The sequence below is a fragment of the Turicibacter sanguinis genome (genome assembly GCF_013046825.1).
Classification (GTDB): Bacteria; Bacillota_I; Bacilli_A; order MOL361; family Turicibacteraceae; genus Turicibacter; species Turicibacter sanguinis.
Genome location: NZ_CP053187.1, coordinates 2,415,787 through 2,440,417 on the forward strand (window position 1 = coordinate 2,415,787; position 24,631 = coordinate 2,440,417).

Here is a 24,631-nt window from a genome sequence, read left to right on the forward strand (position 1 = left end):
GTCGAATAAAGTTGAAAGGAGGCGCAATATGAATCAAAAATTTAATAAAAATTTAAAAAAAGTTTATAATCTTTTGATATTTGTCTTCTCATTAATCAGTATTGTCGCTCCTGCAAGTGAATATGCATGGGCCAAAACGGATAATGAACAACTTTTACACATTGATGAAAAACGAAAAATCTATGAGGTTTCTCATCATCGATTCGAAAAAACAAACACAGTGGCTTCAGTCGACCGATATATGCTTATTCCGGGTGGTGATGCCATTGGAATCAAGATTCAAACAGATGGATTAGTCGTCGTGGATACTTATTTAGTCAATACCTCTAATGGAGCGATTAATCCGGCTAAAGAAGCAGGAATTGTGAAAGGTGATTTAATTGTAGCTGTGAATAATCAAAAAATTACGACTGTTGATGATTATAAGCAGCAATTATTATTGAGCCAAAATAGTGGTCAATTGATCTTAACTGTAAATCGTCAAGGCAAAATTGAACATGTTACGGTTCATCCGGTGACGTCTACAGAAGGCGTCACCACGACGGGACTTTATCTACGTGATAAGTTAGCTGGAATTGGAACCTTGACATTTATTGATCCAAATTCCTTGAAATATGGAGCACTTGGACATGAAATTATTGATCAAGATACCAATCAGTTAGTGACGGTGAGTTATGGAGAAATTATAAACTCCAATGTGACAGCAATTCGTAAAGCGGCAACAGGTAGACCAGGTGAAAAAGTGGCTGACATTTTATTTGATCAAAAGTTAGGAACACTGGAAAAAAACAATAACTTCGGTATCTATGGTGTTATGGGAAATGCTGATACATTTAGTAAAGAACCGATGCCAATTGCTTATGCGAATGAGGTAAAAACTGGTCCAGCTCAAATTTATACTGTATTAAATGGAAATAAAGTTGAGGTATTTAATATTAACATTACCGAAGTCAATCCTCAAACACAAAAAGCTATTAAAGGATTAAAATACGTGGTAACGGATGAACGCTTGCTCAATGAAACCGGTGGAATTGTTCAAGGGATGAGTGGTAGTCCAATCATTCAAGATGGAAAAATTGTAGGTGCTGTTACTCATGTATTAGTTCATGATGCGACGATGGGATATGGTATTTTTATTGAGTGGATGCTACAAGAAGCGGGAATTGATTATTTAAATATTCAAAGTACAACGAATGTAGCTTAGCTAAATACCCAAATTCGACAAAATTCCACATTGTGAGGTGAATATTCGCTCTTTGTGAATAAAAGACAAAACATGATAAAAAATATTTGTCGAATAGAAAAAGTAAAATTTACAATATTTTAAAAATTTACAAGTAATCATTGAAAAATGTAAGGAACTGTAATTTAATAGTAATATAAACCGTAAAAAATTAGGGGGACAAGAGATGAGTAAATTAAGAGTTCTATTAGCGGACGACAATAAAGAATTAATTACTGTACTTTCAGAGTATATTTCTTTACAAGACGACATGGAAGTAGTGGAAGTAGCGGGAAACGGGAATGAAGTTTTATCGACATTACGTCAACGTGAAATTGATATTTTATTATTAGATGTTGTAATGCCTGATTTAGATGGTGTGAGCGTACTCGAAGAATTACGTGAAAATCCTTCAATGTATCGTCGTCCACGTCATATCATTATGTTCACAGCTTTCAATCAAGAAAAAATTATGATGCGTGCTGCTGAATTAGGAGCTTCATATTTTATTATGAAACCATTTGAAATTAATAAAATTGTTAAAATTATTCGTGACATTAACGTACGTTTTGATGCTGTAGAACCATCAAAACCATCAGTGAACGCCTTATACTCAAGCCGCCCTGTTGTAAAAGAGTTTGACTTAGAGGCTGAAATTACGAATATTTTACATGAAATGGGTGTGCCAGCTCATATCAAAGGATACTTATACTTACGTGAGTCAATTAAAATGGTTTATAACGATATTGAATTGTTAGGATCAATTACAAAAGTATTATATCCAGATGTAGCAAAAAAATATAAAACAACGGCTTCACGTGTTGAGCGTGCGATTCGTCATGCCATCGAAGTAGCATGGAATCGCGGAAATATTGAAGCGATCTCAAATATTTTTGGCTATACGGTAAGTGTATCAAAATCTAAACCAACGAACTCAGAGTTTATTGCGATGATTGCCGATAAACTTCGTTTAGAACATAAAAATAAAGTTGCATCTTAATAATCAAACAAAAAGAGTATTGACCGAATCAATACTCTTTTTTATTTTTTTCTTTAAACAACTCACGTTTAAAACGTTTTTTTAATATACTATCGCAGTGGTAAATCTAAAGAACAATTAGCAAGCAAATCGTTAATTGTTCTTAGAAAGGAGAAGCAAGCTAACTAAATAAGGAAATTTAACTAATGAACGTTATGTCTCTTTAATAGAATGGCTTGTAAACGTGAGACAATGAGTGAAAAATATATAAATCATCAGATTTTAACCTGTTCTTGTCCAGTTTGTCATGCAATAAAGCAAAGTTTTTATCCGATTGATTTTTATCATTATCCAATTGATCAAAATTCAGGAATTCCGTCAATTAATATTCCAGTTGAAATTTTACCAGAAAACAAATCATCAAATTCGCCGATGGTAACCGATTATGCTAATAGGAGCTCAGCATGGATAAGTGATGAAGAGGCAGTCTTTTTACAATATGCAACTCATCCTATTTATGAGTTTCGGGGAGTGTGGGTGACAACTGTTCGAAATAGTGACTTTCCAAATAAGGCAGTTTTTGAAGATGGAACATTCGATTTAGAGTTATTTAAACGTGAGTTTTTTTCAATTTTAAAGCATTGTAAATTATTAAATCTAAATGCCATCTTTTTTCAAGTAAGACCTCAAGGTGATGCATTTTACGAGTCTAAGATAAATCCATGGAGTGAATTTTTATCTGGACAACAAGGCGTAAGGCCTGATTGGGGAGATTTTGATCCATTAGAATGGATGATTACCATGACGCATGGTGCCGGTCTTGAATTTCATGCATGGTTTAATCCATATCGCTTAAGTTCTATTTCTAAAGAGGGAAATTCTAAAGAGGAATTGTTAAATCGCCTAGCTCCTAATCATTTTGCAAAAAAAAATCCACAATATGTTTATTTCTTTGACGGTCAAATTTTCCTAGATCCAGGATTTCCTCAAGTCCAAAAGCACGTGATTCAAAGTGTGATGGAAGTGGTCCAAAATTATTCGATTGATGCGGTTCATTTTGATGATTATTTTTATCCCTATTCCTATCTAACGATAATAGATGATGAACCTAAAGAAATAAGTTTTAATGATGAGAGTCCAGATATCGAGACCTATGAAACGTATCATCAACCTGGACAAAGTATTAAGCAGTGGCGTGAATATAACGTTAATTCACTGATTTATTCCTTGTCCTTGTCCATCCGTAAATACAATCGAGAAACAGGCAAAAGTATCGCATTTGGTGTGAGCCCGTTTGGAGTTTGGGCATCAAATTTTGAACAATCTGTCGGATCAAAAACGTCTCCGTACCAACTTTCTTCATTAGATGAATACGTGAATTCAAAATTATGGGTTGATGAGGAGTGGGTAGATTATTTAATCCCACAAAACTATTGGTCGTTTCACGATCCCTTATCTCCTTTTGGTGAAGTGGCGAATTGGTGGAATGAGGTGGTTAAATCCTCAAGAACACAACTATACATGGGAATTGGTCTTTATTTATACCTAGAAGATAACCAAAATCCTTCTTGGCAAGAGGCTCGAGAAGTAAGCAATCAAATCAAATATACAAGAGTATTATCAAATGTAGAAGGATTTGCTCTTTTTACCTATCGTAATTTGGTTATGAGACCTCAGTCTAATGTAGCCGGTCAACAAGTTTTAAATGTAGCACTTGAGTACCTGAGTTTGGATGTATTGAAATATAAAAGTTTAATCCCACCTAGAACCTGGTTACAAACTAAAGCAATTCATCCTGTTAGTGGATTGCAAGTTCGACGTTGTGAAGACGATAACTGTTTAGTATTTTATGATCAGCTAGATAATGACAGTCAGTATTATGTTATTTATCGTTGTGAAGGGGCAGTGGAAAATTTTGATTTTAATGAGGCTGCCAATATCTTAGACGTTATCGGACGGAATTATGGAGAGGCGATGCAACACTATACGGATATTGAGATTGATGAAAATCAAACTTATACTTATGCCGTCACGGCTCTTTCTCAAGCCCAAGTCCAATCGCTAGCAGTAGCTTATGTATTCATGCCCTAAATAAAAAAATCATTTACTCCTTAGTAAATGATTTTTTTGTTTTTTATTAGAATAAAGTATTATTCAGACGCGCAATAACGTAAGCAACCATTGAGATTAATGGAGCCACAACAAACGATAAAGCTAAAATTAATAATAAGATTTTTGTCCCCTTCATTTTGTTTAAATTATGCTTTGCTTTTTTCGCCATATAAAATTCACCTCTAAGACAAAGTTTGCTATAATGTTTAATGTAACTTAATCTATTATAATATAAATAAGTAGAAAAAGAAAGAGGATTTACCGTGGGAGAACCGATATTTAGAATTATATTCCATATTGACTTAAACGCTTTCTTTGCCTCGTGTGAAGCCATCCTACATCCAGAGTTGAATCAACAACCACTAGTGATTACAGGTGAGAAACAGTCAAAGCGAGGGATTGTCGTGACAGCAAATTATGAAGCGAGAAAATATGGGATTCATAGCGCGATGCCCTTGATGCAGGCCAAGAAAAAATGTCCTCATTTAGTGGTGGCACCTGTTCGCTTTGATCTATATCGTAAAATTTCGAAGCAATTTATTCAAATTTTACAGGAATACTCTCCGTTAGTTGAAAAAGCCTCGATTGATGAGGCTTATGTTGATGTGACGCATCACTATCAAAATATGCATCCGTTAGTGCTGGCTCAGCACATTCAAGCACGAATAGCAAAAGATTTACAAATTGGATGTAGTATCGGAGTGGCGCCCAATAAATTTTTAGCCAAAATGGCATCAGATATGAAAAAGCCAAATGGGATTACCGTCCTACGAAAACGCGATTTACAGACGATGCTTTGGCCCATGTCCATTGAAGAAATGTTTGGGATTGGCAAAGCATCGGCACCCAAATTAAGACAATTTGGTATTCATAAAATTGGTGATTTAACGACCATTGAAGATGTCGAAAAATTTCAACAACTTTTTGGAAAGCATGCTCTTAAGTGGATTGAAGATGCGAAAGGTGAAGATAAAACACCCATTAATCCAAATAAATATGAGGAATTATCAAGCATTGGTCATTCAACAACTTTTCCAAAAGATTATAGTTTTGAAATCGAATTAAAACAGCAAGCGAAGTTAATGTGCCAAAAAACGGCGAATCGATTAAAACAACATGGTGTTTATGCCAAGACGGTTAGTTTGCAGATAAAAGAAGCGAATTTCAGACAGAGTAGTCGAAGTAAAACGCTCACGATTCCAGTGCAAACCGTCGATGAGCTTTACGCTGTGATTGAGGAGCTATTTGATGAGCATTGGGAGGGTGAGCCTCTGCGGTTGATTGGCGTCAGTACCTCTAATTTAGTGAAGACGAAGAAAGTGACAGAACAGCTTAATTTATTTAATTATCAAAATTTTGCTGAAGAAGAAAAACTAAACCAACTATTGCAAAAAATTAAAACAAAACACGGAGAATCCAGTATTTTTAAAGGGATTAAGAAAGGTGAGAATAAAAAATGATGAACTTAGAAGAAAAACAAGTTAGCACTAAAACTTATTATACAAACCCATTTCTAAAAGTGACTGAAGATGAGGTGATTTTACCAGATCAAAAAGAGGCTAAACGCGTCGTAGTCCATCATCCGGGTGGTGTGAATCTAATTGCGTTAGATGAGGAGAACCGTTTGTTATTAGTCGAACAATATCGCTATCCGGTTGGAAAAACAACACTTGAAACACCAGCGGGAAAAATTGAGCCAGGAGAAGAAACAATCATTACAGCAAGACGTGAACTTGAGGAAGAAACAGGCTATACCTGTGATTGTTTAGAACGTGTCGGACGTTTTGCAACATCACCCGGTTTTTGTAATGAATACATTGAAAATTTCTTTGCTAAAAATATTCAAAAATTAGATCATAAGGTCGCAGGGGATGACGATGAGTTTTTAAACTTATACCGTGTGACAAAAGAAGAAGCCATTCAGTATATTGAATCAGGATTTATTTGTGATTTTAAAACGATTTACGCGATTCAGTATTTAATGATGCATCATATTTGGTAAAAATATCGATTTTTAAAAAATTAGGATAAAAAGGAAAAAAGACGATGAGTTAATTTTATAAAAAAATTAAATAATTTTATGAATTATATCATAAACTTCCCACCCTATTACATAAGTTTGAGTATAAAGGGGGGAAGTGCTCATGGTCGCACACAAAAAACGTCGCAAAAAAACATTTAACTATGTCTTATATGTCATGTATGTCCTACTATTACTCGTCTTAATTGGAGATATCATTGGCTCTTCGCTTTACGTTAAGCTTGAACAAGCTTCACAAACATCTTTAATGTCTTATGTTGGAGACAATATTAGTTCATTCGATCCAAATCAATGGTCATTTAATCAATTGTTTTATAAACAATTTATGTATCAAGGAAGTATGTGGGTACTTGGGTTATCTATTATTGGAATTGTGGTCAATTTGTTTTTAGTCTTTTTAAAAGGCGTGATTGCTGGATTTAATGTGTTTTTTATCTTTCAAACCTTATCTCCACTTTCAGCACTAATCACAAGCTTTTTATGGCTATTGCAATATTTATTGATTTTAGGTGTCACCATTTTAAGTGGGTATTTTAGTATTCGTTTTGTCATCTTACTGTTAAAAATTATTTTTGTGAAAAAAAATAATGCGTTACTTCAAAAGCATTTTCTATATTATTTCTATCAATTAGTCATTGTCATGGTTTTAACCTTGGTAACCTCAGGTTTAACTTATTTCATTCAACCGGTTGTGTACCATCAGTTTGAAAAAGCAGGACAAACAGATGCTTTAGAGGCTAAAGAATCGGCAGATGACTTTTTATCGACTCATGAGGGAGCAACATCTGACGTTTGGTTGCAAATTGATGTAAATTTCGATTCAGAAGTGATATAATAAAGATAGAAATTTAAAAACGTAATACAAGATGGTGAAAAGATGAAGCAACTTTCGCAATATGAAACTTTGATTGTTAAATCAGGATCGAAATTAACAAAGCAACGTAAACAAATACTAAAGACGATTGTGACCCATTCTGATGAGCACTTCTCCGCTGAGTCACTTTATGATTTAGTTAAACACTTAGATGATACGATTGGGATTGCGACTGTGTATCGCACATTAGAATTATTCGAAAAATTAAAAATTGTTCGTAATGTTAAAATTAAAAATGATGGGATTAATTATTATGATTTAATGGAGCTAGGGGAAGAAACTCATTTACATCATCATTTAATTTGTACAAAATGTCAAAAAATTATTGAGATGGCAGATGAACTTGAAAGTTATGAGTCATTTATTAAAGAAAAATATGGATTTGATGTGATTGACCATGACTTAACTTTCTATGGGATTTGTAAAGAGTGCCAATCATCAATTCAATAAAAGACTTCTACCCTCGTGTAGAAGTCTTTTTTAAATAAAGGATAGGGAAATTATGAATAAAAATTATCAGTATTATTTAAATGACTTTTTAGCACATCTATTAATCGATCGTGGGTTGAGTTTAAATACCAAGATTAGTTATGAACGCGACTTAACAGAATACCTTCTTTATTTACAAAATCAATCGGTTCATCAGTTGGACGAGATTAGGCGAGAACATGTGCAACAATATTTGATAACGTTATATGAACGGAACCTAAATACAAAATCAGTTGCAAGACATCTTTCTGCCATTCGTTCATTTCATCAATATTTAATGATTGAGAAAATTTCAAATACGAACCCATGTGAACTCATTGAATCACCCAAATTAAAACGTCACTTACCTGAAATCTTAAGCATTGACGAAGTAGAGCACCTGTTGAGTAGCTTTAATACGAAGACAGTGAATGATATTCGGAATAAGGCAATGGTTGAACTGATGTATGCTTCAGGACTTCGCGTCAGTGAATTACTTCAATTAAAGCTTGATGATGTTCACTTATCGATGATGTTTGTACGATGTGTTGGAAAGGGAGATAAAGAACGTATAGTTCCGATTGGTGAAGTAGCGACTGAATTACTTCAGCTTTATTTAGATACCGCGCGTCCAAAGCTTTTAAAAAAATCGAATGATTGGTTATTTTTGAATCGGTTTGGAGAAGTAATGACGCGACAAGGGTTTTGGAAAATCTTAAAAAAACAAGCGAAAGAAGCGGGAATTGAGAAGGAAATATCACCTCATAAATTACGTCATTCCTTTGCAACTCATTTAATTGAAAATGGAGTTGATTTGAGACTTGTCCAAGAAATGCTGGGTCATTCTGATATTTCAACGACTCAAATTTATACACACATAAGTAAAGAACATCTAAAAGATGTCTATGATTTATACCATCCGAGAAGTCAAAAAGACGATGTTGAAATTTAATCCTTTTTCTCGCCAATTTAAGGAATTTGAACTATAATAAATATAGATGCAAAAAATTAGAATAATAATAAATGACTAGTTTTAGGCAGAAGAAAGGACGTTGTATATGAAATATAATCGTGTATTTTTAGTTATAATGGATTCTGTTGGAGCAGGGGAATTACCTGATGCCAAAGACTATAATGATACAGGAGCTAATACGCTTAAACATATTGCACAAACAGCAAAAGGATTAAACTTACCTCATTTACAATCATTAGGACTTGGAAGTATTACGGAGATTGAGGGCGTGGCTCCGACAACTCCTGCCAAAGGATACTATACAAAATGTGAAGAATTATCAGTTGGAAAAGATACGATGACAGGTCATTGGGAAATAATGGGTCTTAAAGTGACAGAACCATTTCAAACGTTTACAGATACTGGATTTCCAAAAGAGTTAATTGATGAATTAGAAGAGAAAACAGGACGTAAAGTGGTTGGGAATAAATCGGCTTCTGGAACTGAAATTTTAGATGAATTAGGAGAACATCATCTAAAAACAGGCGATCTTATCGTTTATACATCAGCGGATTCTGTTTTACAAATTGCGGCTCATGAAGACGTGATTTCACCAGAAGAGTTATGGAAAATTTGTAAACAAGCACGTGAAATGACGATGAAAGAAGAATGGAAAGTTGGACGTATTATTGCTCGTCCATTTGTTGGAGCTAAAAAAGGTGAGTTTAAACGTACACCAAATCGTCATGATTATGCGTTAAAGCCGTTTGGACGTACTGTTTTAAATGAATTAAAAGATGCTAATAAAGAAGTCATTGCAATCGGAAAAATTAATGATATTTACGTCGGAGAAGGAATCACTGAATCCATTTTAACGAAGTCAAATGAAGATGGAATGAATCAATTATTAAACGTGATGAAACGTGATTTTAATGGATTAGCATTCTTGAATTTAGTTGATTTTGATGCCATGTATGGACATCGTCGTGATCCACTTGGATATGCGAAATGTTTAGAAGAATTCGATGTTCAACTAGGTGATGTATTATCACAAATGAAGGAAGATGATTTATTAATCATTTCAGCCGATCATGGGAATGACCCAATTGCAAGCGGAAGTGATCATACACGTGAATATATTCCGGTATTAATGTATTCTCCATCCATGCAAGCGGGTGGGGAGTTACCGATTGGAAAAACGTTTGCAAATATTGGAGCAACAGTTGCTGAAAACTTTGAAGTGGAGTTACCAGCAATCGGAGAAAGTTATTTAGCATCGTTAAACTAAGGAAATTAAAGCTCAAGGACAAGTCCTTGAGTTTTTTATAGGAAGTCGGGGTGAAACCAATTTGGAATCCAAAGATAGACGAGATGAAATTTTAGAGCATTTAAAGCAAGCAGGTCATCCAGTTAAAGGAAGTGAATTGGCTAAAATGTTTGCTGTTAGTCGTCAAGTTATCGTTCAAGATATTGCTTTGATTCGTGCGAAGGGGATTTCAGTCGTGGCAACACCTTCTGGGTATATGATCCAAACTCCTATTACAACAGGTGTATTGAAGACTATCTGTTGTAAACATGGTCAACGTATCGAAGAATTAGAAACTGAGTTAGAATTAATTATTTCGTTTGGTGGAAAAGTATTAGATGTCGTCGTAGAACATCCCATTTATGGAGAAATTCGTGCTGTGTTAAACATAAATTGTTTAATGGACATTAAACAATTTATTAATCAGGTCAAATCTCAAGCCTCTAAGCCACTTTCTTTACTAACTGAGGGGATTCATTATCATACGATTGAAGTAACAGATGAATCCATGTATGAATCCATTATAAATGCCTTAAATCAACATCATTATTTATATTAAGAATCATAGGAGTTCCTATGATTTTTTTTATTCTTTGAAATATTTTAGAGCAATTCGGATACCTTATTAAAGGAGAAGTGAGGGATTAAAAATGCCTGAGCAAAAACGACTTGAATAAAAGACTCAATGAAAAAGTGGTGATTTAATCTTTAAATCATGAAATCTTGTCATCATACGAGCAATTGAAAAAGAAAACGTTTAAAAATGAAAACAAAAATTGTCGAACTATTGAACATTATGTAAAATTTGAGTAAAATAAAAAAATAAACAAGTAAAAAGGTGGCGAGCAATGATGGTTAAACATATTGTGATGTGGAAAATTCAAGGTATTAATGGCCTTTCTAAAGAAGAAGTGGCGGCTAACATGAAATCAGAATTAGAAGCCTTAAATGGACAAATTGAAGGATTACTAAGTTTAGAAGTTGGAATTGACTTTTTACACTCGGATTCATCGTATGATGTGGTCTTATACTCTGAATTAGAGAGTAAAGAGGCATTAGATTTTTATCAATCACATCCTCTTCATGTACAGGTTGCTACAAACACTGTAAAACCAGCTGCTACTTCACGAATTGTTGTGGATTACGAAATTTAATTTTTGAAGGCAGTGAGGATTATTTAACAAGTGAAAGAAATGACGTATCTCTTGTTATTTATCAACTTTTATAATATAATGTCGGAATAAGTAGAGAACTTGATCTGCCATATTAACTAAAGGGAGAGGCTATCTAACATGAAACACAATCACGAGGCGTACAATTTAGTCTTTGGTATTTCAATATATGATATTTTTGGTTTTACATCATCAACATATCGTTCACATGATTCAAACCCAGGACGTGTGAAAGTTTCTTTTGGTGGTGTTTGTCGTAACATTGCTGAGAATATGGCACGTGTAGGTGGAAATACAAAGTTCATTTCTATTTTAGGAAATGATGAAAAAGGGAAGAGTATTCTTGAACATGCAAAATCAATGAATTTTGATATGTCTGATTCATTAGTGGTAGAAGGAGCATCAACTCCAACTTATGTTGCTATTTTAGATGAAAATGGTGAGATGGTGTCAGCTATTGTGGATATCAATATTGATCACCATATGGATGCAGCATTTATTGACTCAAAGGCATCAGTTATTGAAGGCGCAGAATATATGTTTTTTGGAGCAGATAATCCTGAATGTATTGAGTATATTGTTAAAAAATATGCTGGAAAAACAAAGTTCGTTTTAGATCCTGTTTCAGCGGCCAAAGCAAAAAATATTAAACATTTACTACCTTATTTTCATACGGTAAAACCAAATCGTCACGAAGCAGAAGTGTTATGTGACTGTGAAATTAAAACGATAGAAGATGTTCGTCGTGCTGGCGCATATTTTATGGAAGTCGGAGTTGAAAATGTCTTTATCAGTTTAGATGCAGATGGTGTTTACTATTGTAATCAATCTGAAGAGGGGATTATCAAACCGATGGATGTAAAAGTGGTGAACGTAACAGGTGCTGGGGATGCTTTTATCGCGGGTATTGGTTATGCTTATTTAAATCATATGCCGATTGCAGAAGCTGTCCAATTTGCACAAACAATGTCGATTGTGACGATTTCTCATGAGGAAACAATTCATCCTCATTTATGCCATAATTATGTAAAACAACAGATGAATGAATTAACGTGGGACATGATTAAATTTTAACGAAAAGTGCTATCTCTAAGGATTGAGGTAGCACTTTTTTTATATAGAAGTAAGTAAGTCGTATCAAAATTGAAAATTGAAAAAAAATAGGGAGAAAAAAAGACATATTAAAGATCTAACGTTGAACTTGTACTGATACTTGTAGAATGTTGAGGAGATGATTTTTGATAGAAGATTTGAAGTGAGGGATAAAGTAGCTAAAAAGACATAATATGTCGAAAATTGAGATACCGGTTACATAAAGGTTCACCCTTGTTTTCAAAAATGAAAACGATATAATTATTTATGTCAAGATATCGAAAGTTATAATTTGACACGTATTTTTTAATAAAGCCATGAATGACACCGAGAAGGATAACATAGAGGAGGCGTTATTGTCGTGAATAAAGTATGGTGGAAAGAGGCAGTAGCCTATCAAATCTATCCAAGAAGTTTTATGGATTCAAATGGAGATGGGATTGGAGATTTAAAAGGAATCATTCAAAAGCTAGATTACTTAAAAGATTTAGGAATTGATGTATTATGGATTTCTCCGTTTTATAAATCACCGAATGATGATTGTGGTTATGATATTAGTGACTACTGTAATATCATGGATGAATTTGGAACAATGGCCGACTTCGACTTATTATTAAGTGAAGTACATAAACGTGGGATGAAATTGATTGCTGATTTAGTGATTAATCATACGAGTGATGAGCATCCATGGTTTATAGAATCACGTTCTTCATTAGATAATCCAAAACGTGATTGGTATATTTGGCGTGATGGAAAAGACGGTGCTGAGCCAAATAACTGGGAAAGTATTTTTAGTGGGTCAGCATGGGAATACGATGATGAAACAAAACAGTATTATATGCACTTATTTTCAAAGAAACAGCCTGACTTAAACTGGGAAAATGAAGAAGTCCGCCAAGCTTTATATGATATGGTTAATTGGTGGTTAGATAAAGGGATTGATGGATTTAGAGTAGATGCCATTAGTCACATTAAAAAAGAAGAAGGATTAAGTGATCTTCCTAATCCAACAGGGTTAAAATATGTTTCTTCTTTTGAAAAGCATATGAATGTTGAAGGGATTCACCCATTACTTGAAGATTTAAAGAAAAATACATTTGATAAGTATGACATCATGACAGTCGGAGAGGCGAATGGTGTTAAAATTGAAGATGCTGAGCTTTGGGTTGGAGAGCAAGAAGGTAAATTTAATATGGTTTTCCAATTTGAACATTTAGGTTTATGGAAAGATAATGGAGAATCTGGAAAAGATATTATTGGCTTAAAACAAATTTTATCAAAGTGGCAAAAAGGTTTATATAATAAGGGGTGGAATGCTCTTTATATTGAAAATCACGATTTGGCACGTATTGTCTCAACGCTTGGTGATGATGAGTTGTATTGGAAAGAAAGTGCAACGTCACTAGCTGTTATGTATTTCTTAATGCAAGGGACACCGTTTATTTATCAAGGACAAGAAATTGGAATGACGAATGTTCATTTTAAAACGGTTGAGGAATACCAAGATGTTCAAAGTACAGGTCTCTATTATTCTAAATTAGAACAGGGAATGGCACATGAAGATATTATGGAAATTATTTGGGCAACGGCACGTGGAAATTCACGTACACCGATGCAATGGGATGAGACTGTAAATGGTGGATTCTCAAGTGGAACACCGTGGTTAGCTGTTAATCCAAATTACAAAGAGATTAACGTGGCTCAACAATTAGCAGATGAAGAGTCAATCTTAAATTTCTATAAAAAAATGATTCAACTTAAAAAATCACATGATGTGTTTACTTATGGGGAATATGATTTGACTCTAGACAATCACCCGGCAATTTATGCTTATACAAGAACGCTAGATCATGAGCAAGTTTTAATTTTATCAAATTTAACAGATCAAGAAGTGGCGTTTGAATTAGAAGAGATGAACTTAGTATTCGATCAGTTAATGTTATCAAATTACAAAGTTGAAGAACATGAACCGATGATGAAGGGGACATTAAAACCATATGAGGCACGTGTTTACCGTATTAAGGATAAACAGTAGAGGATAATTAGGAGGAAAAAATATGAAAAAACCAGGATTTATGTCATTTGATTTCTGGCAAAAATTTGGGAAAGCATTGATGGTTGTTGTGGCAGTTATGCCTGCAGCAGGAATCATGATTTCAATTGCAAAATTAATTGCAATGTCAGGTGGAGATATTAACTTTATCGCGACGATTGCACGAGTAATGGAAGATATCGGATGGGCGATTATCGGAAATCTTCACATCTTATTTGCCGTTGCAATCGGAGGATCTTGGGCAAAAGAACGTGCAGGAGGAGCTTTCTCGGCATTAATTGCGTTTATTTTAATTAATCGTATTACAGGAGCCATTTTTGGAATATCATCTGATATGTTAGCAGATCCAACAATGACGGTTCAATCATTATTTGGAGCTGAGATGGTTGTTTCAGATTATTTTACTTCTGTGCTTGGAGCACCAGCTCTAAACATGGGAGTGTTCGTAGGAATTATTTCAGGATTCTTAGGTGCTTCTTTATTTAATAAATATTATAACTTTAATAAATTACCACAGGCCTTAGCATTTTTTAATGGTAAGCGATTTGTTCCATTCGTTGTTATTTTAGGTTCAACGATTACAGCACTTATCTTATCGATTGTTTGGCCATTTGCTCAAGGAGCTTTAAATTCATTTGGACAATGGATTGCGACGTCTCAAGATACAGCCCCAATTATTGCCCCATTTATTTATGGAGCAGGAGAGCGCTTATTATTGCCATTTGGTTTACATCATATGTTAACGATTCCAATGAACTACACAGAATTAGGTGGAGTTTATGAAGTTTTAACAGGTCCAAATGCTGGATCAATTGTTGCGGGACAAGAATCATTATGGTTAGCATGGGTAACAGATTTAAATAATTTAAATGCAGCCGGAGATAGCGTTGCTTATAATCAATTATTAGAGTCGGTGACGCCAGCTCGCTTCAAAGCAGGACAAGTGATCTTATCAACAGCTTCATTAATGGGAGCTGCCCTAGCGATGTATCGTAATGTTGACACTGATAAAAAAGCAGCTTATCGCTCAATGTTCTTATCGGCAGCTTTAGCAACCTTCTTAACAGGAGTTTCAGAACCATTAGAATTTATGTTCATGTTTATCTCACCTGTGTTATACTTAATTTATGCGGTTTTAGCTGGATTAGCGTTTGCTTTATCTGATTTGATTAACTTACGTATTCATGCTTTCGGATTTATTGAGTTCTTAACGCGTATTCCAATGATGGTCAATGCAGGATTAACGATGGATATCATCAACTTTATCTTAGCTTGTTTAGCATTCTTTGGATTAAACTTTGGTATTTTCAATTTTGCCATTAAAAAATTCAACATTGCAACACCAGGACGTTTAGGAAACTATAATGATGATGATGAGACATCTCAGGCAAGTGTTACGACAGCGGCTGGTAGCTCACAAGCTAATGAAATTATTAACTTATTAGGTGGGGCTGAAAATATTGTAGATGTTGATGCTTGTATGACGCGTTTACGTGTAACTGTTAAAGATCCAGATCATGTTTCAGAACAAGCAGGATGGAAAGCCTCTGGAGCACTTGGGTTAATCATTAAAGATAATGGAATTCAGGCCATTTATGGACCGAAAGCTGACGTGTTAAAATCAGAAATTCAAGATATTTTAGGTCTATAGGAGAATAGCACGATGAAATTACTAACTTTAAACTGTCATGCTTGGCAAGAAGAAAATCAAGTTGAAAAAATTAAATATTTAGCACAAGTCATCAAAGAGAAACAATATGATGTGATTGCTTTACAAGAAGTGAGTCAATTAATCAATCCAAACGATGAAAATAAAGTGAAGGCAGATAACTATGCTGTGGTTTTATTGAGTGAATTAATGAAACTCGGAATAACGGATTATCAATTTATCTGGGACTTTTCACACATTGGATTCGATGTATATGAAGAAGGATTAGCTATTTTAACACGTTATCACATTGAAAGAGCTCATTCATTCGTTGTCACACAAGCAAATGATGTGACAAATTATCGAACTCGTCGTATTGTTGCCATTGATTTTATATCTAATAATCAACCTGTGAGTGTATATTCTTGTCATTTAGGATGGTTCCATGATACAGAGGAACCATTTACTGGACAAGTCGATGAGTTAGTTTCTAGATTAAACAAAGAACGTTTAAATATTGTAGTCGGTGACTTTAATAATGATGCCAATTTATCTGGTGAAGGATATGATTATTTATTGAGTAAAGGCTTACTTGATACCTATCATCTTGCCTTAAAAAAAGATGAAGGAACAACAGTTGCAGGGAAAATTGATGGTTGGGAAGAGAATAAAAAAGGGTTACGTATAGACTTAGTCTTAAGTGATAAGCCTGTGAATGTTTTATCTTCTCATGTTATTTTTAACGGAAGTCATAAAGATATCGTATCGGATCATTTTGGTGTTGAAGTTGAATTAAATATTTAAAAAGCGAAGCTTAGGCTTCGCTTTTTTTATTTTTTAGAGAAAATTGAAACATTTAAGATGGTTTTAAGGTTTTTATTTTATAATCAATCTTGTTAAAAACATCACAGATGAAGGAGGGGATAAAATGGCCATTACATCATTTAAACGATACGAAAAAAAGTTTATGTTAACTCAAGAGCAATTTAATCACTTGATGCCTAAATTAAAAGAATATATGAATGAAGATGAGCATAGTCAAGATGGTGGAACGTATCATATTTATAATATTTATTATGATAATGAAACACATGATGTGATCAGACATTCGATTTCAAAACCTTATTATAAAGAAAAATTAAGATTAAGAAGCTATCATGTGGTTCATCAACAAGAGGAAACTGTTTTTTTAGAATTAAAGAAAAAGATTGATGGTGTCGTAAATAAACGGCGAGTGGTTTTAAGTTTAGCTGAGAGTCAAGCTTTTTTAGAGCACGGAATCCGGCCTATGACGAAAAATTACATGGGAGAACAAGTATTAAACGAAATTGAATACTATCTCAAACAAAATCCTGTTCAACCAAAAGTTTATATTGCTTATGAACGATTTGCGTTATTTGGGAAGGATGATCGTTCCATCCGTATTACATTTGACTTTAATATTGTTTCAAGGCGTCATGATTTAAGTTTGCAAAAAGATAATTACGAAGAGAAACTACTAAAAGAGGGGATGTACTTGATGGAAGTTAAAATCTCAGATGCCATTCCGATTTGGTTGACACAAATTTTATCCGAATTATCAATTTATAACTCAAGTTTTTCAAAATATGGAAACGAATATCAAAAATATATAAAAGAAATAAATAATAGAAAAGGAAGTGTTCAAGTATGTTACAATCCATCTTATCGACAACAGGAGAATCCTTTACCCTTGTTAACGCCTTAATTATTATGTTAGCTTCAATTGTTTTAGGACTAGTTATCAGTTCAGTCTATTTATTTACACACCGAAAAGAAACCACACAACAAAGTTTTGTTATTACGCTTGTCATGTTACCAATTGTTATTTCTGTTATCATTTTACTGATTGGCAACAACGTTGCAAGAGCATTTAGTTTGGCTGGAGCCTTTTCTATTATTCGCTTTAGAAGTGCTCCAGGAGATGCGAAAGACATGTCTTATATCTTCTTTACCCTTGCAGTAGGATTAGCGTGTGGGATGGGGTATATTGGTTATGCGGCCCTCATTACAGTTGTGTTGTGTTTGTTAATGATGCTGTTATCTGTCTTCCAGTTTGGAAGATCTAAAACGACTCAATTGCAATTAAAAATAACGGTTCCTGAGCATTTAAACTATCAAGATTTATTTGATGAGGTATTAGAGAATTACACGACATCATATCGCTTAGAACGCGTCAGAACGCGTGAATTTGGAGCCTTATTTGAAGTGAGTTATCGAATTCAATTAAAGGATGTAAGTAAGCAAAAAGAATTTTTAGATTTAATTCGTTGTCGTAATGGTAACTTGAATGTTTCTTTAATTCTTTGTGATTTTGGAACGGATAGCTATTAAAAAAAGGTGAGGGAGATAATCTCCTTCACCTTTTTTAGTTAGTTGATGGGTCGAATAGATAGACGTTTAAATTTTGACGTCGATTATCCAGTGGATTTTTATTTAAGTGAGCGACACGATATCCTTTTTGACAATCTGTTAAGAATGAGTCTAAATAGATTCGTCCTGCTGGCGTATGAGCAATGGCATAGGGTTGACCATTTGAACGCTTTTGACAAATCCACGTATAATCAGATGTAATCACACGATCAAAGTCTTCGGCCGAAATTAAAGCTTTAGCTTCTACATTTCCATAACGATCTTTTAAAAACACCGCGATTACATCATTTTCTAATATTTCGTATTCATTAGGTTGAAATCGGTTGTAAATTTCTAAATTCGTTTTACGGTTATCTAAGACATCACCATTTAAATGACGAATAGGAGCATTTGGGCTTGTTCCTAAAATAACAGATTGTAACGAATATTTTTTATACTTTAATTTTCCTTTGACCATTTCTTCTGTTACAGCTTGAGCCAAATATTGATTGAAATCTTTATTCCACTCCGCAAACCAGTTTCCAAAGTGTTTAACTTTGTCTAAATCTTCTAAATCAAATAGGGCAGTTAATTCCTTTCCTTTTTTATTTAGAATAGTCATTTTGATAACTTCATTTTCAATATTGAATTGATTAGGAACTGTCTTGTAATCTTGAAACATAATTTTTCACCTTATTCTAGTTAGTCTTTTTGAATTATAACAAAAGATTGCAAAGAATACTACTAAATTTCAAAAGAAAAAAGGAGTGAGTAATCTCAGCTCCTTTTTTTATATCATTATTTTGCTAATGCTTCTTCGATTTCTGGAAGGTAAGAACCAACTTTGATTGATACTCCAGTTACAGCATCAGTGTGTCCATCTTCATCAGATAATGTTACTTTTGATAAATCGAAGTTATTAGCAACGATGAATTCTTGTAATAAATCCATTTGCTCATGGAATTGTAATTCTCCACCCATTACATAAGTTCCAGCTTCAGAAGCTTCACGTTTAGAAGATCCATCTGCTTGGATTACATCAACAGTTAAGTCAACAGGATTTCCGTTTTCGAAAGTTACTGCTACTACATCTGATCCTTCTTCACCTTTGAATTCAACAGTTTTTACACCTGTAAATTCATTGTTTTCAATGCTCGTCATTAATTCTTGAACTAATTCTAAGTAACGACCAGCTTTGAATGATACACCTGTAATAGAATCAGTGTGTCCATCTTCATCAGTTAAGTTGATTGCAGTTACATCAAAGTTATTTTCAGCTAAGAATGCTTCTACAGCATCGATTTGCTCATGCCATTGTAAAGCTCCTTCTTCTTGGCTCATTACATATTCACCAGAAGCAGCTAATTCGCTTTTTAATGTTCCATCTTCTAAAATAACATCGATGTTTACTGAAGTTGGTTGTCCATTTTCATAAGTCATTGATACTGTTACAACATCAGTTTTTTCTCCAGTTGTATCGTATAAAGCTTCTAACGTATACGTCTCAACTTTTTGAGCTTCTACTTCTGCCTCTTCAGTTGTTTCTTCAACTGCTGGAGTTTCAGTTGTTGTTTCTTCAACTGCTGGAGTTTCTGGAATTGTTTGTACTGGTGCTTCATTTGAACAAGCTCCTAAGAATAATACTGCTGATGCTAATGCGATTAAAAGTTTACCTTTTAACATGTCTTTTACCCCCTATAGGTTATGTTTCTGAAATACAAGGTATATTCTAGCAATATATAAAAAATTACACAAGTCTTTTTTTGTGTTTTTTTGAACAATATGAGTCGAAATTATTTTTTTTATGAATATTATATCCATTTTATAGTAAAAAAACTAAAAATTATTAAATAAATATGGTATTTATTGTATTATAATCGTTTTTCTTTGTTAATAATTTAGAAATATCATGTAAAACGTAAATCAGTCATAAAGTGAGTACGAAAAAATCTGACTCATCAGAGGTAGATTTTATGAATTAATAAAAAGTATCCTTATTATATGTGTTAACTAAAAATAAAGAGCTATAAGTAAAGGTAGGTGGGGGGGGATTTACTAAAAGAATTGAAATTCAAATGGATTGCATTTTTTGACAAATATAATAATATATCATGATATGATAGGTGTATAAAACGTTATCATAAGGGGGATTGTCATGAGAAATTATTATCTTGTCTTAGAGTTGTTACCGGTTTGTGGGTTTATCTACGCACATTATTGTGAGAAACATCATTCTAATTATCCAAATACATCGAAGGGGTATCCAAACAAGCGGATTAAAAAGAGCAGACAAGGGTGGGAAGTTGGAAATCAAATAATGGCACAAGCAATTAAATCAGTCACCACCATCATGATTTTATTAAATGTCATCTTCTTTTTTATGAATGTCTTAAATTATGGTTTTGCAACTCTATTAAATCTGTTAATGATTGGAATTGGAATTTATACAGGAGAAAAACAATTACGTGTTTGTATCAATGAAAAAGGAATCGTGATGGCGACACCAAAAGTGAAAGTTAAACGATATTTACTGCCTAAATTGACAAGAAAATGATGAAAACTGTAATCGTTTACGGATAAGCAATTGCTTATTAAAAAGTAATTATATGGTAAAATAGCAACGTAGAAACGATTCAATTAAGAGGGGAATGACGTTTGTGACAAAATTAGATCGTAAATGGTGGAAGGAAGCCGTTGGATATCAAATCTACCCAAAAAGTTTTTGTGATTCAAATGGGGACGGAATTGGAGATATTAATGGAATCACAAGTAAGTTAGATTATTTAAATGAACTTGGAGTTAATTTACTTTGGCTTTGTCCAATTTATAAATCACCAATGGATGATAATGGATATGATGTTTCAGATTACTATGATATTGCAAAAGAATTTGGAACAATGGAAGATTTTAAAACATTATTGTCTGAAGCTAAAAAACGTGAGATAAAAATCGTGATGGACTTAGTGCTTAACCATACAAGTGATGAGCACCCTTGGTTTATTGAAGCAAGACAATCAACAGATAATCCTTATCGCGATTATTATATTTGGCAAAAAGGAAAGATAAATGAAGCGGGAGAAGAGATTGAGCCGACAAATTGGGCTTCATTTTTCACTCCATCATGTTGGGAAAAAGATGAACAAACAGGCGAATATTTTATGCATATTTTCTCTAAGAAAATGCCGGATTTAAATTGGGCGAATGAAAATATGCGAAAAAAACTGTTTGAAATGGTGAAATGGTGGTTAGATCTTGGGATTGACGGATTCCGTGTCGATGCTGTTGCCCACATTGACCGCGATTTTACGTTTACTGATTCAACCCTTAAAGGAAATGGAAAGTATGTTGAAGATTGGTCTAAATTTTCAAATCTTCCAAAAGTTCATGATTATTTAAAAGAATTAAACCGTGAGGTCTTATCTAAATATGATATTTTTACGGTAGGAGAAGTTGGCGGAGGGGCCGATGTCCTAGAAGCGTTAAAATATGCAGGTGAAGATTCAAATGAATTAAACATGGTATTCACGTTTGATCATTGTTGGTTGAATAGTGGGTTTGATTCTTTAGATGAAAAGTGGAATGGGAATACGGACTTAGTTGAATTGAAAAAAGTCTTTAAAAAATGGCAAACCGGTCTTTATTCAAAAGCATGGAATCCATTATATTGGCTAAACCATGATCATCCACGTGTCATGTCACAATATGGAGATCCGACTCATTATCATAAAGAATCAGGTAAAATGTTAGCGACCTCTTTATTGATGATGTGGGGAACACCATTTTTATACAATGGTGAAGAAATTGGGATGACTAATGCCAACTATACTAACTTTGAAGACTATCGTGATGTCTCAACGATTGAAAAAATTAACCGTTTGTTGCAAGACGGTTATCCAGAAGATCTCATTCGTCGATATATTGGGGTTACTTCACGCGATAATGCTAGAACACCAATGCAATGGAATTCAAGCGAAAATGCTGGGTTTACAAGTGGAGAACCTTGGATTAAAGTCAACTCAAATTATGCTACAATAAATGTTGAGGCACAATTAAACGATGAGGATTCTATTTTTAATCACTATAAAAAATTGATTCATTTGCGCCGACATAGTGAGTATAAAGATGTCATTGTTTATGGAGATTATGAACTTTTAAGTGAAAATCATCCAAATGTTTATGCCTATACACGAACACTAGATCATCAAAAATTATTAATTGTCTCAAATTTTTTTGCAAAACCAGCAATCGCTTGTTTAAAGCAATTAAGGGCAAAACAAATCATCTTATCTAACTATGAAGATTCATCTCTTTCATTAGATTGCTTAATGTTAAGACCCTTTGAATCAATTGTGTTTGAATTAGAGTAATCAAAGTGCTACTTACTTTATCTTTTCTTAAGATCAAGTAAGTAGCTTTTTTCAATGCATAAGATATCCTAATCACGCATCAAACAAGATTAAAGCTCTCATTACTATTCAATCTTACTGAATCAAAAAGTTGAGAAGTGATCAGCCAATCATTGGCAGGGAATACGATAGAAAACGGGACTTAGAGGACTGTGTATTTATTTTTTTAAATATGTGATAATTGTATAAAAAACGAAAACACTTTCAATTAACTCGAAATTTAAGCGAATTTTTGTTAGAATAATAGAGAGGTTTGGTAAAAAGGGGAAATGGAAAATGGCTGAAAAAAAAGTAGACTTAAAAACAATGACGCGAAAAGAAAAAAAAGATTATATTTGGTATTACTATAAAAGCCACATGATGATGGGGTTATTTGCAGTGGTATTAGTCGGAAGTTTAATTTACGATGTCATGACAAAAGATAAAATTATTTTTTCACTGACTTTGTTTGGAGAAGCAGAGTCGGGCGTGCAAATCGAAGAAATTCAACAAGATTTAACACAATTAGTGGCGCCAGAAGCAACAAAGAAAGAAAAAGTATTGGTTCAATTTTATGGGTTGAATGAAGTGGAGACATCATTTGATGAGATGACCGATTTATATCAACAAAAGATGATCTCACAAATCGCAGCTCAAGAATTAGATTTAGTCATTATGGGGGAGAGTGATTTTGGCTTTTATGCAGAGGAGAAGATGTTTGAAGCTTTAAATGAAATATCAGGGATTGATTGGAATTTAGTTGAGGAAACACAACTAATCAAAGATGAACAAACTGATTTAGTTTATGGTATTAAAATGGCTGGAAGCCAACTTTTAAATCGTATTAATTATGACACGAATGGAAAAGTATTGGCTTTAATTAATAATTCACTCAATAAGGAAATGGCGGTGGATGTCATTAATCAATTATTGTCTGAATAAGAAAGAGAAGGAAGAGAATGGATTGGCTACAACTCCTTTTATTTGGATTCATCTTATTGTATTTATTAATGAAAGTAATTCAAACTAAGTCACTCAAAACAACAATGATTTTAATCACGGGTGTTTTGGTGATAGGTTGTAAGTTATTTTTACAGCAACTCGATTCGATGCTCTTGCGCCAACTGTTGGCAAGTTTAACATTCATTTTATGTTTAATTAGTGGGTGGCTGATTATAAAAAGACCTCAATGACTGGATGGGATTGAGGTTTTTTTATACGACAAGGACAAAACAACGTGCTCGTTTTTTTGAATTTCATAATTTATAGTAGGATTAAAAAATCCGAGGCCCAAAAGAAAGGTCGTATCGTCCATAATGAAGCAATGGTTAGAGTTTTTAAAGTTAAGAATTCATAATTACGGTTTTTGGATTTCTATCTTTTCATTAGTTGTTCTTGTTTTACAAACATTCGAGATTCCGATATTCCCTCATTATGATTTGATTGTCAACATTATTTTATTGCTCCTATTAGTCTTCGGGATTATCAATAATCCAACCACGACTAATAAATGGTTTGGAGATGATAAAAAAGAACATGAAATGCTAAATCAAATAGAGGATACTTTAAAAGAACTTAAAAATGAGGGTCAAGAAAAGAATGATAGCTTTTAGTCTTTAAACTTTAGGCGAAAGCATATATGTTTCCATCATTTGTGAATAAGATACAGTAGAGCAGAGATTGTAGTAAAAGTTAAAGTAGGATAAGAACTTGTGATTTGATATCTCTAATTCGAGGTGAGGGAAAATGCTTAATCGAGGTAAAGATGGTTGGAATAAAGGCATGCTTCAAAAAGAAACAAAAACATCCTCTAGTGTCAGAAATACAAAAAAAACGCCTCTTCAACAGTTTGATGTTGCGGCTTTCTTTGAAGAAAATCTTTATGACATCATTGATTTAGAAGAAAATCGTTCCGGTGTTAAAGAATTCGAAGATGCTGTAAAGAAAGAAGAGTAAA

26 protein-coding genes are annotated in these 24,631 nt (G+C 33.6%); 23 read left to right on the forward strand and 3 right to left on the reverse strand.

All coding sequences use genetic code 11. From position 1 onward, the window contains the following. The first annotated feature begins 28 nt into the window (after positions 1-28). The 3 genes from spoIVB (at position 29) to HLK68_RS11765 (ending at position 4,292) form a co-directional block, all read left to right on the forward strand. Positions 29-1,204 (forward strand): SpoIVB peptidase, encoded by a 1,176-nt coding sequence (gene spoIVB, locus HLK68_RS11755; RefSeq protein ID WP_006785572.1) that lies wholly within the window; start codon positions 29-31, stop codon positions 1,202-1,204. A 205-nt stretch (positions 1,205-1,409) separates the two neighbouring features. Next, positions 1,410-2,222 (forward strand): sporulation transcription factor Spo0A, encoded by an 813-nt coding sequence (gene spo0A / locus HLK68_RS11760; protein WP_006785573.1) that lies wholly within the window; start codon positions 1,410-1,412, stop codon positions 2,220-2,222. A gap of 231 nt (positions 2,223-2,453) precedes the next feature. Further along, on the forward strand, positions 2,454-4,292 hold the full coding sequence (locus tag HLK68_RS11765) for a glycoside hydrolase family 10 protein (RefSeq protein ID WP_237701292.1): 1,839 nt from the start codon (positions 2,454-2,456) through the stop codon (positions 4,290-4,292). A 46-nt stretch (positions 4,293-4,338) separates the two neighbouring features. Here the strand turns inward: HLK68_RS11765 and HLK68_RS11770 are convergent, their stop codons facing one another. Next, positions 4,339-4,482: a hypothetical protein gene (locus HLK68_RS11770; protein WP_006785575.1), complete on the reverse strand. Its 144-nt coding sequence runs from the start codon at positions 4,480-4,482 to the stop codon at positions 4,339-4,341. 94 nt (positions 4,483-4,576) lie between these two features. Between HLK68_RS11770 and HLK68_RS11775 the strand changes: the two genes are divergently transcribed. The 14 genes from HLK68_RS11775 (at position 4,577) to HLK68_RS11840 (ending at position 18,271) form a co-directional block, all read left to right on the forward strand. Continuing rightward, positions 4,577-5,773 (forward strand): DNA polymerase IV, encoded by a 1,197-nt coding sequence (locus HLK68_RS11775; protein WP_006785576.1) that lies wholly within the window; start codon positions 4,577-4,579, stop codon positions 5,771-5,773. Beyond that, the gene (locus HLK68_RS11780; protein WP_006785577.1) at positions 5,770-6,315 is read left to right on the forward strand and encodes an NUDIX hydrolase; all 546 of its coding nucleotides are present in this window, start codon (positions 5,770-5,772) and stop codon (positions 6,313-6,315) included. Before HLK68_RS11775 ends, HLK68_RS11780 begins: the two co-directional genes overlap by 4 nt. Before the next feature lie 142 nt (positions 6,316-6,457). Continuing rightward, positions 6,458-7,189, forward strand: coding sequence for a stage II sporulation protein M (locus HLK68_RS11785; protein ID WP_006785578.1), 732 nt, complete (start codon positions 6,458-6,460; stop codon positions 7,187-7,189). Positions 7,190-7,231: 42 nt separating this feature from the next. Beyond that, positions 7,232-7,678 carry a Fur family transcriptional regulator gene (locus HLK68_RS11790; RefSeq protein WP_006785579.1) on the forward strand — a complete coding sequence of 149 codons (447 nt, stop codon included), beginning with the start codon at positions 7,232-7,234 and terminating at the stop codon, positions 7,676-7,678. Positions 7,679-7,730: 52 nt separating this feature from the next. Next, complete coding sequence (xerD, locus tag HLK68_RS11795) at positions 7,731-8,648, forward strand: site-specific tyrosine recombinase XerD (protein ID WP_006785580.1); 918 nt, start codon at positions 7,731-7,733, stop codon at positions 8,646-8,648. A 106-nt stretch (positions 8,649-8,754) separates the two neighbouring features. Then, entirely contained in the window at positions 8,755-9,936 is a 1,182-nt protein-coding gene (gene deoB, locus HLK68_RS11800) for a phosphopentomutase (RefSeq protein ID WP_009606428.1), read from the forward strand. 61 nt (positions 9,937-9,997) lie between these two features. Further along, on the forward strand, positions 9,998-10,513 hold the full coding sequence (locus HLK68_RS11805) for a transcription repressor NadR (protein ID WP_006785582.1): 516 nt from the start codon (positions 9,998-10,000) through the stop codon (positions 10,511-10,513). Positions 10,514-10,802: 289 nt separating this feature from the next. Continuing rightward, on the forward strand, positions 10,803-11,108 hold the full coding sequence (locus HLK68_RS11810) for a Dabb family protein (protein ID WP_132942636.1): 306 nt from the start codon (positions 10,803-10,805) through the stop codon (positions 11,106-11,108). 138 nt (positions 11,109-11,246) lie between these two features. Further along, complete coding sequence (locus tag HLK68_RS11815) at positions 11,247-12,200, forward strand: carbohydrate kinase family protein (RefSeq protein ID WP_006785584.1); 954 nt, start codon at positions 11,247-11,249, stop codon at positions 12,198-12,200. A gap of 379 nt (positions 12,201-12,579) precedes the next feature. Beyond that, entirely contained in the window at positions 12,580-14,253 is a 1,674-nt protein-coding gene (locus HLK68_RS11820) for a glycoside hydrolase family 13 protein (RefSeq protein WP_006785585.1), read from the forward strand. 22 nt (positions 14,254-14,275) lie between these two features. Next, positions 14,276-15,922 carry a PTS transporter subunit IIBC gene (locus tag HLK68_RS11825; RefSeq protein ID WP_006785586.1) on the forward strand — a complete coding sequence of 549 codons (1,647 nt, stop codon included), beginning with the start codon at positions 14,276-14,278 and terminating at the stop codon, positions 15,920-15,922. A gap of 12 nt (positions 15,923-15,934) precedes the next feature. Beyond that, positions 15,935-16,723 carry an endonuclease/exonuclease/phosphatase family protein gene (locus HLK68_RS11830; protein WP_006785587.1) on the forward strand — a complete coding sequence of 263 codons (789 nt, stop codon included), beginning with the start codon at positions 15,935-15,937 and terminating at the stop codon, positions 16,721-16,723. A 124-nt stretch (positions 16,724-16,847) separates the two neighbouring features. Further along, entirely contained in the window at positions 16,848-17,645 is a 798-nt protein-coding gene (locus HLK68_RS11835; RefSeq protein ID WP_009606470.1) for a polyphosphate polymerase domain-containing protein, read from the forward strand. Continuing rightward, the gene (locus tag HLK68_RS11840; RefSeq protein WP_039930735.1) at positions 17,588-18,271 is read left to right on the forward strand and encodes a DUF4956 domain-containing protein; all 684 of its coding nucleotides are present in this window, start codon (positions 17,588-17,590) and stop codon (positions 18,269-18,271) included. The genes HLK68_RS11835 and HLK68_RS11840 overlap by 58 nt, the downstream gene beginning before the upstream one ends. Before the next feature lie 34 nt (positions 18,272-18,305). Here the strand turns inward: HLK68_RS11840 and HLK68_RS11845 are convergent, their stop codons facing one another. Together HLK68_RS11845 and HLK68_RS11850 are read right to left on the reverse strand one after the other, a co-directional pair. Beyond that, complete coding sequence (locus HLK68_RS11845; protein ID WP_006785590.1) at positions 18,306-18,971, reverse strand: hypothetical protein; 666 nt, start codon at positions 18,969-18,971, stop codon at positions 18,306-18,308. A gap of 116 nt (positions 18,972-19,087) precedes the next feature. Further along, the gene (locus HLK68_RS11850) at positions 19,088-19,972 is read right to left on the reverse strand and encodes a hypothetical protein (protein ID WP_006785591.1); all 885 of its coding nucleotides are present in this window, start codon (positions 19,970-19,972) and stop codon (positions 19,088-19,090) included. Between the two features lie 472 nt (positions 19,973-20,444). Here HLK68_RS11850 and HLK68_RS11855 point away from each other — a divergent pair, with 472 nt between their 5' ends. The 6 genes from HLK68_RS11855 (at position 20,445) to HLK68_RS11880 (ending at position 24,630) form a co-directional block, all read left to right on the forward strand. Further along, positions 20,445-20,843, forward strand: coding sequence for a hypothetical protein (locus HLK68_RS11855; RefSeq protein WP_006785592.1), 399 nt, complete (start codon positions 20,445-20,447; stop codon positions 20,841-20,843). A 94-nt stretch (positions 20,844-20,937) separates the two neighbouring features. Beyond that, on the forward strand, positions 20,938-22,656 hold the full coding sequence (locus HLK68_RS11860; RefSeq protein WP_039930733.1) for a glycoside hydrolase family 13 protein: 1,719 nt from the start codon (positions 20,938-20,940) through the stop codon (positions 22,654-22,656). Positions 22,657-22,971: 315 nt separating this feature from the next. Continuing rightward, positions 22,972-23,616 (forward strand): hypothetical protein, encoded by a 645-nt coding sequence (locus HLK68_RS11865; RefSeq protein WP_006785594.1) that lies wholly within the window; start codon positions 22,972-22,974, stop codon positions 23,614-23,616. A gap of 17 nt (positions 23,617-23,633) precedes the next feature. After that, positions 23,634-23,867, forward strand: coding sequence for a hypothetical protein (locus HLK68_RS11870; protein ID WP_006785595.1), 234 nt, complete (start codon positions 23,634-23,636; stop codon positions 23,865-23,867). 123 nt (positions 23,868-23,990) lie between these two features. Next, complete coding sequence (locus HLK68_RS11875; RefSeq protein WP_132942635.1) at positions 23,991-24,287, forward strand: hypothetical protein; 297 nt, start codon at positions 23,991-23,993, stop codon at positions 24,285-24,287. Positions 24,288-24,420: 133 nt separating this feature from the next. Further along, positions 24,421-24,630 carry a hypothetical protein gene (locus HLK68_RS11880; protein WP_006785597.1) on the forward strand — a complete coding sequence of 70 codons (210 nt, stop codon included), beginning with the start codon at positions 24,421-24,423 and terminating at the stop codon, positions 24,628-24,630. The last annotated feature ends 1 nt before the right edge of the window (position 24,631 follow it).